We start from the raw sequence: 15,112 nt of genomic DNA on the forward strand, positions 1-15,112 counted from the left end.
CCTCATTCCCTATCGTTCGACTCGGTGATTATAACGCCATCCTCGCCGCGACGCGCCCGTTTCTGGCCCGCCCGGAGGATGCCACGCAGCAGATTGATCTCCTCCGCCGTGGGCCGGCTCCGCGCCAGCATCCGGCGCAACCGGCGATCCACGGCGGTGCGCCGCTCGGGGTCCAGGTACCCCCACTCGACGGCAGCGGTCTCCAGGTGCTCCCGCAGGCCCTCCACCGCCGCCGCGGTAGCCGGGCCCTCCGCCGCCTCCCCGGCGGGGATGTCCGCCTCCAGGACCGCCGAGCGCAGTTCCCAGGCGACGATCTGGACGGCCTGGGCCAGATTCAGCACCGAGTATTCCGGGTTCGCCGGGATGTGGACCACGGCGTGGGCCCGTTCCACCTCGGCGTTGGTGAGCCCGGAACTCTCGCGGCCGAAGAGCCACGCCACCCGGCCACCGGCCGCCAGCTCCGCCGCCGCCCGACCCGCAGCCGTGCGGACATCCAGCGCGGGCCAGCCGTTGTCGCGCCCGCGCGCGGTGGTCGCCAGCACCAGCGTCGCCGGGGCGATGGCCTCGTCCAGGCCCTCGTGGACCGACGCCGCCGCCAGGCAGTCCCGACCGCCGGCGGCCCGGGCCACCGCCTCCTCGTCATCGGGGCCGCGCAGGGGCGACACCAGCGCCAGGTCGGAGAGACCCATGGCCCACATGGCCCGCGCCGCCGCCCCGACATTGCCGGGGTGCGTGGGCTCCACCAGGACCGTGCGCACACCTTCCAGGGACATGGGTATTCCTCACCGGGGTTTGCGGGATTTTCCCAGATCGGCACCATCGGGGGAAACCCGGCGTTCGGGCTCCCCCGGGCACTCCTCCCGGAGCCCCTGCAGTCGGGGAATAGCTCCTGCTGCCGACTACCCGCCAATGGCGGTGAAAGGCGCCGCCGTTCGCGCTACAATGGCCGGCTTGACCCAGCCAGCCGGAGGACTCCATGGATCCGATGCTCAATATCGCCGTTCGCGCGGCGCGCCGGGCCGGCAAGACCATCACCCGGGCCATGGGGAACGTGGATCGCCTCAACATCGAGACCAAGGCGCACAACGACTTCGTCTCCGAGGTGGACTACGCCGCCGAGCAGGCCATCATCGACACCATCCGCGATGCCTATCCCTCCCACGGCTTCATCGCCGAGGAGAGCGGGCTGCACGATCAGGAGCGGGATTCGGTCTGGATCATCGACCCCCTGGACGGGACGACCAACTTCCTCCACGGCTTCCCGCAGTTCGCCGTCTCCATCGCCCTGCGCCACAAGGGCAAGCTGACCCAGGCGGTGGTCTACGACCCGACCCGGGAGGAGATGTTCACCGCCAGCCGCGGCGGCGGTGCCCAGCTGGATGGCCGCCGGATCCGCGTCTCCGGGCGCCGGGGTCTGGAGGGGGCCCTGCTGGGGACCGGCTTCCCCTTCAAGGAGCCGGAGCACCTGGACTCCTACCTGGCCATGTTCCGCGCCTTCCATCCCGTCGTCGCCGGGATCCGCCGGCCCGGCTCGGCCGCCCTGGACCTGGCCTGGCTGGCTGCCGGCCGCATCGATGGCTTCTGGGAGATCGGGCTCAACGCCTGGGACATCGCTGCCGGGGTCCTGCTCATCCGCGAGGCCGGCGGCCTGGTGGGCGATTTCGAGGGCGGCGAGGCCTACATGGAAACCGGCAACCTCGTGGCTTCCTCGCCCAAGATCTTCCCGCCCATGCTCCAGACCATCGCCCCCCACCGTAGCGAGGCGCTCACCCGCTGATCCCCCGCTGACCTGGTCGTTCTGGTGAACTACTCTTCACAGAGAGGAGTTACGCACCAAGGGACAACGGGAGGAAGCCCATGCGGACCAGGAATCTCGCCTACATCGCCCCGCCGCTGGCCGTCATGCAGGCCGGCGGCACCGGCATCCCGTGCGCGGGACCGGTGGGATTGTTCTGGCTGGGGGGAATCGGGGCCCTCGTCGCCGGCACGATAACCACGCACACCTGGCTAGTGGGGCTGGGCCTCATCCTCTGGGCGCTCGCGGCCATCTGGGCCCGGGAGACCGTTCAGGCCATCCGCGAGGACCGCTTCGACCTGCGCCGTGGCTGCCAGAGCGGGGACAGTACCCTGTGTCGGCAGGCCCCGCCCGAGGCCCACGAGGCCGATCCCCTGGAGCAGTTCCGCAACGGCCCCAGCGGCAACTAGGGCCGATAGCGGCTCAATCCCCCGGCGGGTGGTTGCCACCCGCCTGCAGACCGTTCCGGAGCCCGGCCCTCAGGGCATCTCGTCCTGGTCCGCCCCTTCCTTCTCCACCGGCTGCAGGTCGGCCTTGCTGATCCCCAGCGCCAGGGCGGTGCTGGAGGCGACGTAGATGGATGAGTAGGTCCCCACGATGACGCCGGCCAGCAGGGCGGCGGCAAAGCCGTGGATGATCTCCCCGCCCAGGAAGAAGAGGGCCAGGACCACCAGCAGGGTGGTCACGGAGGTCATCAGGGTCCGGGAGAGCATCTGGTTCAGGGAGGCGTTGACCACCTCCTCCCGTTCACCCTTGCGCATGCGGCGGAAGTTCTCCCGGATGCGGTCGAAGACCACGATGGTGTCGTTGAGGGAGTAGCCCACCACCGCCAGCAGGGCGGCCAGGACCGTGAGGTCGAACTCGATCCCGAACAGGGCCAGCAGCCCCACCACGATGACCACGTCGTGGATCAGCGCCGCCACCGAGCCCACGGCGAAGCGGAACTCGAAGCGCAGGGCGACGTAGATGAGCACGCCGATGAGGGCGTAGAGCATGGCCAGGCCGCCGTCCTCGGTGAGCTCATCCCCCACCTGCGGTCCCACGAACTCCACCCGCCGCATCTCCACGCCGGGGGTATCCTCGCGCAGTCGCTCCAGGACCCGGTTGCTCAGCTCCGCGTCCGAGAGGGACTCCACCGGCGGGACCCGGACGAGGATCTCCCGGGCGCCGCCGAAGGTCTGCACCGTGGCGTCCAGACCGGCCCCCTCCAGGGCGCCGCGAACCTCCGCAAGCTGCGGCGCCTCGGGGTAGCCCACCTCGATGAGGGTGCCGCCGGTGAAGTCGATCCCGAAATTGAGACCCCGCACCGCCAGGGCGCCCACAGCCAGCAGCAGGAGCGCTGCGGTGAGCCAGACCGCCTGACGACGGCGGGCCATGAAGTCGATGGCGGGGATGCGCTGGAAGAGATCCATGAATGCCTCCCGCTTAGCCGATGGAGACCCGGTCGAGACGCTTCTTGCGCCCCCAGGTCAGATTGACGATGGCCCGCGTGAGCATGATGGCGGTGAACATCGAGGTGACGATGCCGATGGAGAGCGTCACGGCGAAGCCCTTCACCGGACCGGTGCCGAAGCCGAAGAGCACCAGGGCGGCGATGAGGGTGGTGACGTTGGCATCGGCGATGGTCGACAGCGCCTTGTCGTAACCGGCGGCGATACTCGCCTGGGGCGTATTGCCGTTGCGGATCTCCTCGCGGATGCGTTCGAAGATGAGCACGTTGGCGTCCACCGCCATGCCCACCGTGAGCACGATGCCGGCGATACCCGGCATGGTCAGGGTCGCCTGCATCATGGAGAGCACCGCCACGATGACCACCAGGTTGGCGGCCAGGGCCGCATCGGCCACCAGCCCGAAGCCGCGGTACCAGAAGATCATGAAGGCCAGGACCAGGACGAAGCCGACGATCACCGAGGCGAAGCCGCGGTCGATGTTCTCCGCCCCCAGGCTCGGGCCGACGGTGCGCTCCTCGACGATGTCCATGGGGGCGGCCAGCGCCCCGGCCCGCAGGAGCAGGGCGAGGTTGCGCGCCTCCTCGCTGGAGTCCAGGCCGGTGATCTGGAAGCGGTGGGCCAGCTCGTCCCGGATGCGGGCGACGTTGATGACCTCTTCCACCTTCTCGGTGTACTCCTCGGTCCCGCCATCCGGCGTCTCCCGGAACCGGGTCTCGTTCTCGATGAAGACCACGGCCATGAGCTCGCCGATGTTGTCCCGGGTGATCCGGCTCATCATGGCCGCCCCCTGACCGTCCAGGCTGATGTAGACGGCGGGGCTGCCGCTCTGCTGGTCCAGGCCGGAGGAGGCGTCGGTGATGGCGTCACCGGTGACGATGACCCGCCGCTCCAGGAGGATGGGCTCGCCACTGCGCTCCCTGAGGAGGCGCGCATCCGGCGGCACCCGACTGTCCTCACTCACCGAGGGGCCGTTGTCCTCGTGGACCAGCCGGAACTCCAGGGTCGCCGTGGCGCCCAGGATATCCTTGGCCCGCGCCGTGTCCTGCACGCCGGGGAGCTGGACCACCACGCGGCGGTCCCCCTGGCGCTGGATGATGGGCTCGGCCACGCCGAGCTCGTTCACCCGGCTGCGCAGGGTGGTGATGTTCTGCTGCAGGGCGAAGTCGCGGACCTCGCGGGCGCGGTCCTCGGTGAGGCGCGCCTCCAGGCCCGGCCGACCCTCGATATCGGCGGCCTCGACGTCGAGGTCGTCGAATTCGGCATCCAGGTAGTCCACCGCCTCTTCCCGCGCCCCGGCATCGGTGAAGGCGACCTGGATGGTCCCCTCCTCGCTGCGCAGCACGGTGTAGCGCAGCCGCTGCTCGCGCAGGCCGCTACGGAAATCGCTCTCGTAGCGCTCCACCGCCGCCTGCAGGGCCGCCTCCATGTCCACGTCCATGAGGAAGTGGACGCCGCCGCGCAGGTCCAGCCCCAGGAACATGGGATAGGCCCCCAGATCCCGCAGCCACTGGGGCGCGGCCGGCGCAAGGTTCAGGGCAACGGTGAAGTCCGGTCCCAGCCGGGCGCGGAGACGATCCGCCACCCGGCCCTGAACGCCGGTATCGGCCAGCCGCACCAGCAGGGCGCCGCTCTCCTGGCGCTGCACGGTGGCCTCGGTGGCGCCCTCGTCATCCAGGGTGGCCAGCACCGTCTCGCGGACGCCCTCGTCCACGTCGGCGGTATCCTCGGCGTTGATCTGGATCGCCGGGTCCTGGCCGTAGAGGTTGGGCAGGGCGTAGAGCCCCGCCACCACCAGGATGGCGAGGATAAGCAGGTACTTCCAGAGGGGATAGCGGTTCATGCCCGCCTCAGGCGTCCTTCATGGTGCCCTTGGGCAGCACCGAGGTGATGGTGTCCTTCTGGACCTTGACCTGGACGCTGTCGGCCAGCTCCACGGTGACGTAGGGGTCGTTGACCTCGACGATGCGACCGAGGATGCCGCCGCCGGTGACCACCTCGTCCCCCTTGCCCAGCTCGGAGACCATCTTGCGATGCTCCTTCGCACGCTTCATCTGCGGCCGGATGAGCAGGAAGTAGAAGAGGACGATGAGGATGAGCAGCGGCAGCAGGCTCTCCAGCAGACCGGGCTGCTGGGCGCCGCCCTGCTGGGCCATGGCGTCGGCGATGAAGAAGTCCATGTTTCTCCCCTGTTCAGTCAATCCGGATTCGGATGCGGTGGACTCGGCCCCGCGGTGCGGGAATCAAAGCGTCTATCGTGCCAGTTCCGGCGCGAGCAGGATATCCCCGCCCGCGGACCCGAATTCCCGCGCAGTATGCCATACCACCCTAGGCCTGCGACCGCCGCCCCAGGAAGTCGGTGGCGAAGGCCTCCAGCTCGCCGGCGGCAATGGCCGCGCGCAGGTCGGCCATCAGGCGCTGGTAGAAGTGGAGATTGTGCAGCGTCATCAGCTGCGCCGCCAGGATCTCGCCGCAGCGGTGGAGGTGGCGGAGGTAGGCGCGGCTGTAGTGCTGGCAGGTATAACAGTCGCAGGCCGGATCCGCCGGGCCGGTATCCAGGCGGTGGCGGGCGTGGCGGATCCGCACCACCCCCTCGGAGGTGAACAGGTGGCCGTTGCGGGCGTTGCGGGTGGGCATGACGCAGTCGAACATATCCACGCCCCGGCGCACCGCCTCCACGATGTCCTCGGGCCGCCCCACCCCCATGAGGTAGCGCGGCCGGTCGGCGGGCATGCGCGGGACCAGGTCGTCGAGGATGGCGTTCATGAGCTCCGGCGGCTCCCCCACCGAGAGGCCGCCGATGGCGTAGCCGTCGAAGCCGATGGCCTGCAGACCGGCCAGGGACTCGGCCCGCAGCTCCGGGTACATGCCGCCCTGAACGATGCCGAAGAGCGCCGCCGGGTTGTCGCCGTGGGCCTCCCGGCTGCGCTCGGCCCAGCGCAGGGAGAGCTCCATGGAGGCCCGCGCGGTCGCCTCGTCCGCCGGATAGGGCGTGCACTCGTCGAAGATCATGACGATGTCGGCGCCCAGGGCCCGCTGCACCGCCATGGACTCCTCCGGCCCCATGAAGATCTTCGCCCCGTCCACCGGCGAGCGGAAGTGGACCCCGGCCTCTTCCACCTTGCGCAGCTTGCCCAGACTCCAGACCTGGAAGCCGCCGGAGTCGGTGAGGATGGGGCCGTGCCAGTTCATGAAGTCGTGGAGGTCGCCGTGGGCGGCGATGACCTCCGTCCCCGGCCGCAGCATGAGGTGGAAGGTATTGCCCAGGATGATCCCGGCCCCGGTCTCGGCCACCGCTTCCGGGGTCATCGCCTTCACCGTGCCGTAGGTCCCCACCGGCATAAAGGCGGGCGTGGGCACCCGCCCCCGGGGGAAGGTCAGCTCGCCGGTGCGGGCGGGGCCGTCGGTGGCATCCAGGCGGTAGTCCACTAGGTCTCCCCCTGCAGGGTTGGCGGGGCGACGTCGGCCGTCGGCTCCAGGTACATGGCGTCGCCGTAGGAAAAGAAGCGGTAGCACTCAGCCACGGCGTGGTGGTAGGCGGCCATGACGCGCTGGTACCCGCCCATGGCGCAGACCAGCATGAGCAGGCTGGACTCCGGCAGGTGGAAGTTGGTGACCAGCGCATCGGTGGCCCGGAAGTGGTAGCCGGGGGTTATGAAGAGGTCGGTCTCCCCGCAGAAGGGGTGGAGCCGGCCGCCCTCCCCCGCCGACTCCAGCACCCGCAGGCTGGTGGTGCCCACGGCGACCACCCGCCCCCCGGCGGCGCGCACGCGGTTCAGCCGCTCGGCGGTGTTCCTGTCGATCTCGGCGAACTCGCTGTGCATCCGGTGTTCGGCCAGGTCATCCACCCGCACCGGCTCGAAGGTCCCGGCGCCCACGTGCAGGGTCACTGTCGCGGTGGTAACCCCCGCGGCCTCCAGGGCGGCGAGCAGCGGCTCGTCGAAGTGCAGCCCCGCCGTGGGGGCGGCCACGGCACCGGGGCGGCGGGCGAAGGCGGTCTGGTAGCGCTCGCGATCCGGCTCGCCCGGCTCGCGCTCGATGTAGGGCGGCAGCGGCACCCGGCCGTGGGCCTCCAGGATGGCCAGCGGGGGCCGGGGATCGTCGAAGGCAAGGAGGAAGTGGCCCGCCTCGCGCCCCTCCACCCGGGCGGTCACCCCGCCCTCCAGCTCCAGCAGGGCGCCCTCCCCCGGCGTCCGGCTGGCCCGGACCAGGGCGCGGACCCGGCCGTCATCGCGGATCCGCTCCACCAGCACCTCCACCCGGCCGCCGCTGGCCTTCTGGCCCAGCAGCCGGGCGGGGACCACCCGGGTGTCGTTGAAGACCAGGCAATCGCCGGCGCGCAGGAGGTCGGGCAGCTCCCGGAAGGCACGGTCGACGGGGGCCTCCCCCGAGAGGTCCAGCAGCCGGCTGGCGCTGCGTTCGGCGGCCGGCTCCTGGGCGATGAGCTCGGTGGGGAGGTCGTAGTGGAAGTCCTGACGGCGCATGGCGGCGCAGTCTACTACGTCCGGTTCATCCCAGCAGCCAGGAATCGGGGTCCGGCGGCGGCTGGCGCAGGTCCGCGGCCCGCAGGCCGCGCACGCAGCGGAAGACCAGCCAGACCGCCCAGAGCAGACCCACCAGCACGGCCAGGGGCCCGCTCAGCGCCATGAGCACCAGGAAGAGGAATCCCATGAAGAAGGTCCGGACCTGGAACCGGAAGTGCTCCGCCACCCAGTGCGGGGCCCCGCGACGGTAGAACAGGGCCATGGCTGCCCCCACCGGGGCGGTCACCACGAAGACGAGGCCGATGAGGTAGAGGACGTAGACCACCCGGATGATGGTCTGCAGCCGCTCCTCCCCCTCGTCCTCCTCCCAGGGGGCAGCCATCAATCGGCCTCCTGCCAGCCCAGGGCGCGCTCCATGAGCCCCTCGGTGGAGGAATCGAAGAGTCCCGGCGCCACACCCGCCTCCAGGTGGGGCAGGACCCGCCCGGCGGTCTGCTTGCCGAACTCCACGCCCCACTGGTCGAAGGCGTTGGTCCCCCACAGCACCGACTCCACGTAGATCCGGTGCTCGTAGAGGGCCACCAGCGCCCCCAGGCTCCAGGGGTCGTGCCGGCGCAGGAGCAGGGTGGTACTCGGCCGGTTCCCCTCCAGCACCTGGTGGGGCACCAGGGCCTCGACCCGCTGCTCGTCCAGCCCCTTCTCCCGCAGCTCGGCGCGCGCCTCGTCGGCCCCCTTGCCGCGCATGAGCGCCCGGGTCTGGGCGAAGAAGTGAGAGAGCAGGATGCGGTGGTGATCGGCGCGACCCGGCGGCGGCTCGGCCACGGCGATGAAATCGGCGGGCACGATGCGGGTCCCCTGGTGGAGGAGCTGGAAGAAGGCGTGCTGGCCGTTGGTCCCGGTGCCGCCCCAGACCACGGCCCCGGTGGGATAGTCCACCGGCGCCCCCTCCAGGGTGACGCGCTTGCCGTTGCTCTCCATGTCGCCCTGCTGGAGGTAGGCGGGCAGCAGGCCCAGGGCCTCGTCGTAGGGGAGGATGGCGTGGGTCTCCCGGCCCAGGACGTCGTTGTTCCAGATCCCGATGAGGCCCAGGATCACGGGCAGGTTCTCGGCCAGCTCGGCGTCGGCGAAGTGCTGGTCCATGGCGCGGGCCCCGGCCAGCAGCTCCTCGAAGGCCTCCGCCCCCAGGTAGAGGACGATGGGCAGGCCGATGGCCGACCACAGGGAGTAGCGCCCGCCCACCCAGTCGCGGAAGGCGAGGACGTTCTCGGCGTCGATGCCGAACTCCGTGGCGGCCGCGGTATTGGCACTCACCGCCACGAAGTGGCGCCGGACCACCTCCGCCGCGTCGGCCTCCGACAGCTGCTCCAGCAGCCAGCTCCGGGCCGAGCGGGCATTGGTCAGCGTCTCCTGGGTCCCGAAGGACTTGGAGGCGACGATGAACAGGGTCTCCGCCGGCTCCACCTCGGCCAGCACCGCCTCCAGGTGGCGGCCATCGATGTTGGAGAGGAAGTGGACCCGCATCCCCGGCTGCGCGCGCTCGGCCAGGGCGTGGCAGACCATGGCCGGCCCCAGGTCGGAGCCGCCGATGCCGATGTTGACCACGTGGCGGATGGGTCGCCCGGTAGCGCCCGTCCACTCGCCGCCGTGGACGGCGTTGGCCATCTCGGCCATGCGCCGCCGCGTGGCCATCACCTCGGGGACGACATCCTCGCCGTCCACCTTGATGGAAGCCCCGGGCGCGGCCCGCAGGGCGGTGTGCAGGGCCGGTCGATCCTCGGTGGCATTGACGTGCTCGCCCTCGAGGAGCCGCCGGATGGCGCCGGGGAGATCCGCCTCCCGCGCCAGGTCCAGGAGGTAACGGAGGGTGGTGTCGGTGACCGGCTGCTTGGACCAGTCCACCAGCAGGGCATCGGCGAAGGTGCGGTGGTGGCGGACGAAGCGGTCGGGGTCGGCCTCGAAGAGGTCGGCGAGCCGGACGCCCTCCCATTCGCGCCCGTGCTCCTGCAGCACCGGCCAGCCAGCCCTCTCCGTGAGTCGCGCCATGTCCTCTCTCCTTGCCGCCGGGGCCACGCCCCGCTTCCGGGGCCGTTCCAAGATAGCAGGGAGAACGCGTGGCATCCACGCCGAAAGGCCCGGCAATCAGGACCCGGCGCACCTCCCGCGGGAAACCGCCGCGGCGGAAAAGGGGAATCGGTCAGTGACCCGCGCGCCGCTTTCGTTATAATGGCGCCCCCTTACGTCAGCCGGGGTCGGCATGAGCGAACCGCACACCGACAAGCAGCTCCGCTCGCGGGTCAAACTGCTGGGCAGACTGCTCGGGAATGTCCTGCGCGATCAGGCCGGAGGCCGGGTCTACACCGCCGTGGAAAAGCTGCGCAAGGGCTTCATCGCCCTGCGCCAGGAGGGGGACGATCCGCGCCAGCGCCAGCAGTTGATGCAGCTCATCGACTCCCTGGATGCGGATACGCTGGCCTGCGTGGTCCGCGCCTTCAACGTCTACTTCAGCCTGGTCAACGTGGCCGAGGAGGCCTTCTCCCACCACAAGCGGCGGGAGCAGCTCCACGAGGGCGGGCCGCTGTGGTTCGGCTCCTTCGACCTCACCCTGCGGGAATTCCACGAACAGGGGGTGAATGCCGACCAGCTCCAGGCCCTGCTGGGGGAGCTGGTCTACCGGCCCGTCTTCACCTCGCACCCCACGGAGTCCCGCCGGCGGACGGTGATGGAGACCCTGCGCCGGATCTTCGTCATCAGTCAGCAGCTGGACAATACGCGCCTGAACAGCGAGGAGCAGGAGGCGGTGGTCGAGTCCCTCCAGGCGCAGATCGAGGTGCTGTGGAAGACCGACGAGGTCCGGGCCCACAAGCCCCAGGTCCGCGACGAGATCAAGAACGGCCTCTACTACTTTCGCGAAAGCCTGTTTACCGCGGTCCCGCAGACCTATCGCAATATGGAGAAGGCGGTCCACCGGATCTACGGCGAGGCGCGCCGCTCCGATGGCAGCGAGATCAGCGTACCCAGCTTCCTGAGCTTCGGCTCCTGGATCGGTGGCGACCGCGACGGCAACCCCTTCGTGAAACCGGAGACCACGGCCCTGGCGGTCCGCCTGCAGCACCGGGAGACCATCCGCGAGTACCTGCGGCGGGTCACCGACCTCTCCTACCGCCTCACCCACTCCCGCTCCCTGTGCGAACCCTCCTCGGCCTTCCTGGACCAGCTCGCCGCCGATGAGCAGCGCTTCCCCACCATCTTCGCCGGGGAGCCCGAGCGCTACGATGCCGAACCCTACCGGCGCAAGCTCCACCTCATGCGCCACCGGCTTCGGGACAACCTGGCGCGGGTGGAGGCAAGGCTCCACGACCACGAGCCGCCGAAACCGGATACCGGCTTCGTGGACGAGACCGAGTTCCTGCGCGACCTCTACCTCATCCGCGACTCCCTCATCGGCCACGATGACGCCCGCTCGGCCGATGCCGAGCTCAAGGACCTCATCCGCCTGGCGGAGACCTTCGGCTTCTACCTCATGCGGCTGGATGTGCGCCAGGAGTCCACCCGGCACACCGAGGCGGTGGCGGCCCTGTTCGACCAGGACACCGCCCTGCCCGACTACCGCGAGCTGGACGAGGAGCAGCGGCTGACCTGGCTCGCCGAACTCATCGGCGACCCCGGCCAGCGCCACTTCAATACCGAACTCATGCCCGAGGGCGACCGCGAAACGGTGGAGACCCTGGAGGTGATGGCCCGGATGCGCGACGAGATCAGCCCGCGCGCCTTCGGCAACTACGTCATCTCCATGACCCACACCGCCAGCCACGTGCTGGAGGTCATGCTCCTGGGCGCCCTGGCGGGCCTGGTGGGCCGTCGCAATGGCGGCTGGTTCTGCCACCTCAGTGCCGCCCCGTTGTTCGAGACCATCGAGGACCTGGACCACATCCGCCCGGTCATGGGCCGACTGCTGGATGTGCCGGTCTATCGCGAGCTTCTGGACGTCTCCGGCAACCTCCAGGAGGTCATGCTCGGCTACTCCGACTCCTGCAAGGACGGCGGCATCGTCTCCTCCTCCTGGAACCTCTACAACGCCCAGAAATCCGTCACCGAGCTGGCCCGCCAGCGCGGCATCGAGACCCTGCTCTTCCACGGCCGCGGCGGCACCCTGGGCCGGGGTGGCGGCCCCACCCACGAGTCCATCATCGCCCAGCCCCCGGGCACGGTGAGCGGCCGGATCAAGTTCACCGAGCAGGGCGAGGTGCTGACCTACAAGTACTCCAACCTGGAGACGGCGGTCTACGAGCTCTCCATGGGTGTCACCGGCCTGATGAAGGCCAGTCGCAGCGTGGTCACCGACTACCACGACGACCGCGACGACTACCTGGGTATCATGGATGATCTGGCCGCCGACGGGGAGCGCGTCTACCGCGACCTCACCGATAACACCCCGGGGATCCTCGACTACTTCTACGAGGCGACGCCCATCAACGAGATCGGGCTGCTCAACATCGGCTCCCGGCCGTCGCACCGCAACAAGAAGGACCGTTCCAAGGCCTCGGTCCGGGCCATCGGCTGGGTCTTCGCCTGGGCGCAGTCCCGCCACACCATCCCGGCTTGGTACGGCATCGGCACCGCCCTGGAGAACTGGCGCGGCGACGACCCCTCGCGGCTGGCCCACCTGCAGACCATGTACCGGGAGTGGCCCTACTTCCGCAGCCTGCTCTCCAACGCGCAGATGTCACTGTTCAAGGCGGAGATGAACATCGCCGCCCACTACGCCGAACTCTGCGACGACCCGGAGACGGCGAAGCGGATCTACCGGGCCATCCAGGACGAGTACCATCGCACGGTCCGCCAGGTCCTGGAGATCAGTGGCAGCGGCCAGCTACTGGAAGAGACGCCGGGGCTCATGCTCTCCCTCACCCGGCGGAATCCCTACCTGGATCCCCTCAACCACATCCAGATCACCCTGCTCCGGCGCTATCGCGACGAGGCGCGCGAAGAGGGAGAACGGGAGCTGTGGCGCGACCCGCTACTGCGCTCCATCAACGCCATCGCCGCCGGCATGCGCAATACCGGCTGATCGCCCCGCCCCCGGGCCCCCGTCGTTCCGGATGGCGCGCAGCGCCAGTCCGGAACCCCGAGAACAGCCCTCCAACGCGCATTCCGGCATCAGTGGCTACGTTCTCGATGTTCCCGCCTGCGCGGGAACGACGGGGTCGCGGAAGGGTGGGTGCGGCCCTCAGGCGGCCTGGATCGGGACGGCGTGCTTGATCTGCTGGATGCGGTTATCGCCGGTGTCGGCGTCGAAGTAGAGCAGCGTCGGCTCGTGGCGATCCGCCTCCGCCTCGGAGAGGGTGGCGTAGGCGCAGATGATCACCGGATCGCCGGGGGTGGCGCGGTGGGCGGCGGCGCCATTGACCGAGATGATCCCGCTACCGGCCTCGGCGCGGATGGCGTAGGTCACCAGCCGCTCGCCGTTGGCGACGTTGTAGAGGTGGATCTGCTCGTACTCGCGGATCCCCGCCTTCTCCAGCAGGTCGCTGTCGATGGCACAGGAGCCCTCGTATTCCACCTCGGCGTGGGTCACGGTGGCGCGATGGAGCTTGGCCTTGAGCAGGGTCAGTTCCATGGGTTCAAGAACCTCGAAAGCAGGGACTCACAACCGATAAAGTATGGCGGCCGGAGTGGCCGCATGCAATCCCGGGACCGCTCTCACCGCTCGAAGCGCACGTTATCGATGAGCCGCGCCTCCCCCAGGCGGGCGGCGGCCAGGGCGACCAGATCACGGTCCTCGGGGCCGGGCTCGTCCAGGTCCGCGGCCCGGCGAATGGTGAAGTACTCCGGCTCAAAGCCGGCCTCCTGAAGCCGGTTCCAGCCGGCGGTGTCGGCATTACCCGGCTCTTCCCCGGCGAGCACGGCGTCCCGGGCGGCCGTCAGGGCCTGGTAGAGCGCCGGCGCCGCCGCCCGCTGCTCCGGGGTGAGGTAGCCGTTGCGCGAGGAGAGCGCCAGGCCGTCGGACTCGCGCACCGTCGGCACCCCGAAGACCTCCACCGGCAGGCAGAGGTCGGCCACCAGCCGCCGGATCACCAGCAGCTGCTGGTAGTCCTTCTCCCCGAACCAGGCGGCATCCGGGGCGACGATGTTGAAGAGCTTGGTGACCACCGTGGCCACGCCGGTGAAGTGGCCGGGCCGGCCGGCGCCGCAGAGGATATCCGATAGACCGGGGACCTCCACCCGCGTGGGCGGCCGGCTCCCCCCATCGGGATAGAGCGTGGCCACGTCGGGGGCGAAGAGCAGGTCGACACCGGCCTCCGCCAGCCGGGCGGCGTCGGCCTCGAAGCTGCGCGGATAGCGCTCGTAGTCCTCGCCGGGGGCGAACTGCAGGGGGTTCACGAAGAGGCTGACCACCACCCGGTCGGCAGTCCGGCGCGCCGCCTCCACCAGCCGTAGATGACCGTCGTGGAGGTTGCCCATGGTGGGCACCAGGCCGATGTACTCCCCTCGCCCCCGCCAGCCGGCGACGGCGGTACGAATGCCGCGAATCTCCCGATCGGTATGCACGATGCGCCTCCGTTCCGGTCTCAGGCCAGGGTGTGCTCCGGCCCCGGGAAGTCGCCCGCCTTTACCGCCCGCACGTACTCGGCCAGGGCGGCGGGGATGGAGCCGGTGGCCGCCAGGAAGTCCCGGCTGAAGGCCGGCCCGCCCCCCGGGGTCAGCCCCAGGGCGTCGTAGGCAACCAGCACCTGGCCATCACAGTCGGGGCCGGCCCCGATACCGATGACCGGGATGGTCAGGGCCCGGCGGACTTTCCCCGCCACCTCGGCGGGGACGGCCTCCAGGACCAGCAGGTCGGCCCCGGCCTCCTCCAGCGCCCGGGCCTCGGCCAGCAGCGCCTCCCCGGCCTCTTCGCCGCGCCCCTGGACGCGGTAGCCGCCGAGCTTGAACACGGTCTGCGGCAGCAGCCCCAGATGGGCGCAGACCGGGACCCCCTGCCGGGTGAGTTCGGCCACGATCTCCACCACGGGCCCGCCCCCCTCCAGCTTGACGCCGTGGGCGCCGCCCTCCTGCATGAGCCGGCCGGCCGCATTGAGGGCGGTAGCCGGATCGCCGAAGGTCAGGAAGGGCAGATCGGCGATGACCGGCCGCTGGCCACTGCCCCGGCGGACGGCGGCGGTATGGTGGACCATGGCATCCAGGGTCACCGGTACCGTGGTCTCGAAGCCCTGCACCACCATCCCCAGGGAATCGCCCACCAGCAGCAGGTCCACCCCCGCCTCGTCCATGCGGGCGGCGAAGCTGGCGTCATAGGCGGTGAGCGTGGCCACCGGCTCGCCCCGCTCCTTGAGCCGTCGCAGTTGCGCCAGGGAGGGCATGGCCATGGGCTTCTCTCCTGCTCG

The 15,112-nt window shown here is 70.1% G+C and carries 14 protein-coding genes; 3 read left to right on the top strand and 11 right to left on the bottom strand.

What is annotated here, in order from left to right:
• Positions 1-2: 2 nt before the first annotated feature.
• Complete coding sequence (locus tag BM272_RS06000) at positions 3-773, bottom strand: RNA methyltransferase (RefSeq protein ID WP_093427869.1); 771 nt, start codon at positions 771-773, stop codon at positions 3-5.
• A gap of 203 nt (positions 774-976) precedes the next feature.
• Between BM272_RS06000 and BM272_RS06005 the strand changes: the two genes are divergently transcribed.
• Positions 977-1,777 (top strand): inositol monophosphatase family protein, encoded by an 801-nt coding sequence (locus BM272_RS06005; RefSeq protein WP_093427870.1) that lies wholly within the window; start codon positions 977-979, stop codon positions 1,775-1,777.
• Positions 1,778-1,857: 80 nt separating this feature from the next.
• Entirely contained in the window at positions 1,858-2,205 is a 348-nt protein-coding gene (locus BM272_RS06010) for a hypothetical protein (protein WP_093427871.1), read from the top strand.
• Positions 2,206-2,274: 69 nt separating this feature from the next.
• Here BM272_RS06010 and secF read toward each other — a convergent pair whose 3' ends face one another.
• From secF to pgi, 7 genes are all read right to left on the bottom strand, one after another.
• Positions 2,275-3,207 (bottom strand): protein translocase subunit SecF, encoded by a 933-nt coding sequence (secF, locus tag BM272_RS06015; RefSeq protein WP_093427872.1) that lies wholly within the window; start codon positions 3,205-3,207, stop codon positions 2,275-2,277.
• Positions 3,208-3,220: 13 nt separating this feature from the next.
• The gene (gene secD / locus BM272_RS06020) at positions 3,221-5,086 is read right to left on the bottom strand and encodes a protein translocase subunit SecD (RefSeq protein WP_093427873.1); all 1,866 of its coding nucleotides are present in this window, start codon (positions 5,084-5,086) and stop codon (positions 3,221-3,223) included.
• A 7-nt stretch (positions 5,087-5,093) separates the two neighbouring features.
• A complete protein-coding gene (yajC, locus tag BM272_RS06025; protein WP_093427874.1) occupies positions 5,094-5,423 on the bottom strand; it encodes a preprotein translocase subunit YajC in 330 nt (109 codons plus the stop codon).
• Between the two features lie 148 nt (positions 5,424-5,571).
• Positions 5,572-6,672, bottom strand: a complete 1,101-nt coding sequence (tgt, locus tag BM272_RS06030; protein ID WP_093427875.1) for a tRNA guanosine(34) transglycosylase Tgt — start codon at positions 6,670-6,672, stop codon at positions 5,572-5,574.
• Positions 6,672-7,727 carry a tRNA preQ1(34) S-adenosylmethionine ribosyltransferase-isomerase QueA gene (gene queA, locus BM272_RS06035; RefSeq protein WP_093427876.1) on the bottom strand — a complete coding sequence of 352 codons (1,056 nt, stop codon included), beginning with the start codon at positions 7,725-7,727 and terminating at the stop codon, positions 6,672-6,674. Before queA ends, tgt begins: the two co-directional genes overlap by 1 nt.
• Positions 7,728-7,752: 25 nt before the next feature.
• Positions 7,753-8,109 carry a DUF4870 family protein gene (locus BM272_RS06040; protein ID WP_093427877.1) on the bottom strand — a complete coding sequence of 119 codons (357 nt, stop codon included), beginning with the start codon at positions 8,107-8,109 and terminating at the stop codon, positions 7,753-7,755.
• Complete coding sequence (gene pgi, locus BM272_RS06045) at positions 8,109-9,770, bottom strand: glucose-6-phosphate isomerase (protein ID WP_093427878.1); 1,662 nt, start codon at positions 9,768-9,770, stop codon at positions 8,109-8,111. Before pgi ends, BM272_RS06040 begins: the two co-directional genes overlap by 1 nt.
• Positions 9,771-9,981: 211 nt before the next feature.
• Between pgi and ppc the strand changes: the two genes are divergently transcribed.
• The gene (gene ppc, locus BM272_RS06050) at positions 9,982-12,795 is read left to right on the top strand and encodes a phosphoenolpyruvate carboxylase (protein WP_093427879.1); all 2,814 of its coding nucleotides are present in this window, start codon (positions 9,982-9,984) and stop codon (positions 12,793-12,795) included.
• A gap of 159 nt (positions 12,796-12,954) precedes the next feature.
• On the opposite strand, the gene panD is transcribed toward ppc, so the two are convergent.
• The 3 genes from panD to panB form a co-directional block, all read right to left on the bottom strand.
• Positions 12,955-13,344 carry an aspartate 1-decarboxylase gene (gene panD / locus BM272_RS06055; protein WP_093427880.1) on the bottom strand — a complete coding sequence of 130 codons (390 nt, stop codon included), beginning with the start codon at positions 13,342-13,344 and terminating at the stop codon, positions 12,955-12,957.
• 83 nt (positions 13,345-13,427) lie between these two features.
• A complete protein-coding gene (gene panC, locus BM272_RS06060; protein ID WP_093427881.1) occupies positions 13,428-14,276 on the bottom strand; it encodes a pantoate--beta-alanine ligase in 849 nt (282 codons plus the stop codon).
• A 20-nt stretch (positions 14,277-14,296) separates the two neighbouring features.
• Complete coding sequence (panB, locus tag BM272_RS06065) at positions 14,297-15,094, bottom strand: 3-methyl-2-oxobutanoate hydroxymethyltransferase (RefSeq protein WP_093427882.1); 798 nt, start codon at positions 15,092-15,094, stop codon at positions 14,297-14,299.
• Positions 15,095-15,112 lie beyond the last annotated feature (18 nt).

Origin of the sequence: Thiohalospira halophila DSM 15071 (assembly GCF_900112605.1) — a bacterium.
Lineage (GTDB): Bacteria > Pseudomonadota > Gammaproteobacteria > Thiohalospirales > Thiohalospiraceae > Thiohalospira > Thiohalospira halophila.

Excerpts from the sequence above, each read along its gene's own strand:
- BM272_RS06000 (WP_093427869.1), bottom strand. The coding sequence starts at position 773 with ATGTCCCTGGAAGGTGTGCGCACGGTCCTGGTGGAGCCCACGCACCCC.
- BM272_RS06005 (WP_093427870.1), top strand. The coding sequence starts at position 977 with ATGGATCCGATGCTCAATATCGCCGTTCGCGCGGCGCGCCGGGCCGGC.
- BM272_RS06010 (WP_093427871.1), top strand. The coding sequence starts at position 1,858 with ATGCGGACCAGGAATCTCGCCTACATCGCCCCGCCGCTGGCCGTCATG.
- secF (WP_093427872.1), bottom strand. The coding sequence starts at position 3,207 with ATGGATCTCTTCCAGCGCATCCCCGCCATCGACTTCATGGCCCGCCGT.
- secD (WP_093427873.1), bottom strand. The coding sequence starts at position 5,086 with ATGAACCGCTATCCCCTCTGGAAGTACCTGCTTATCCTCGCCATCCTG.
- yajC (WP_093427874.1), bottom strand. The coding sequence starts at position 5,423 with ATGGACTTCTTCATCGCCGACGCCATGGCCCAGCAGGGCGGCGCCCAG.
- queA (WP_093427876.1), bottom strand. The coding sequence starts at position 7,727 with ATGCGCCGTCAGGACTTCCACTACGACCTCCCCACCGAGCTCATCGCC.
- BM272_RS06040 (WP_093427877.1), bottom strand. The coding sequence starts at position 8,109 with ATGGCTGCCCCCTGGGAGGAGGACGAGGGGGAGGAGCGGCTGCAGACC.
- pgi (WP_093427878.1), bottom strand. The coding sequence starts at position 9,770 with ATGGCGCGACTCACGGAGAGGGCTGGCTGGCCGGTGCTGCAGGAGCAC.
- ppc (WP_093427879.1), top strand. The coding sequence starts at position 9,982 with ATGAGCGAACCGCACACCGACAAGCAGCTCCGCTCGCGGGTCAAACTG.
- panD (WP_093427880.1), bottom strand. The coding sequence starts at position 13,344 with ATGGAACTGACCCTGCTCAAGGCCAAGCTCCATCGCGCCACCGTGACC.
- panB (WP_093427882.1), bottom strand. The coding sequence starts at position 15,094 with ATGGCCATGCCCTCCCTGGCGCAACTGCGACGGCTCAAGGAGCGGGGC.